The organism is Megasphaera sp. AF13-6AC, from assembly GCF_027685385.1.
In the GTDB taxonomy this organism is placed as follows: Bacteria; Bacillota; Negativicutes; order Veillonellales; family Megasphaeraceae; genus Megasphaera; species Megasphaera micronuciformis.
In genome coordinates, this window is record NZ_JAQCUN010000212.1 from 1 (window position 1) to 376 (window position 376).

At 50.8% G+C, this 376-nt stretch carries 1 protein-coding gene; it reads right to left on the reverse strand.

Annotated features, from left to right (window positions below; genetic code table 11):
• On the reverse strand, positions 1 to 376 hold a 376-nt coding region (locus PGX78_RS08225), incomplete at its 5' end, for a Smr/MutS family protein (protein WP_270446460.1).

A 376-nucleotide genomic window follows, 5' to 3' on the forward strand; every position in this document is an offset into this window, starting at 1 on the left:
TTAGAAATATACTAGGGTTACACCGTCACCGCCGTTACGTGCATCGTCCAAGGTGTAGGACGTAACAAAGGGCAGTGTATCCAAATATTCATGTACTTGTTTGCGTAATGCACCGCTTCCCTTACCGTGAATAATACGCACAGGGCTAAACCCGGCCGCCAGTGCTTGGTCGAGAAAGCGAGATATATCGGGAATGGCTTCATTGCCGCGCTTACCGATGACATTGAGTTCCGTCGCCACTTGTCCCGTTCGTGCCGGCCGATACGTCGACGAGGTATTTTCCCGTTTTTCCGCCACTTTCTGACGACTCAGCTCATCCGCATAGGGAGCGCTGATGTCGCTTACATCTACACGAATAGTCATACCTCTTACCGAT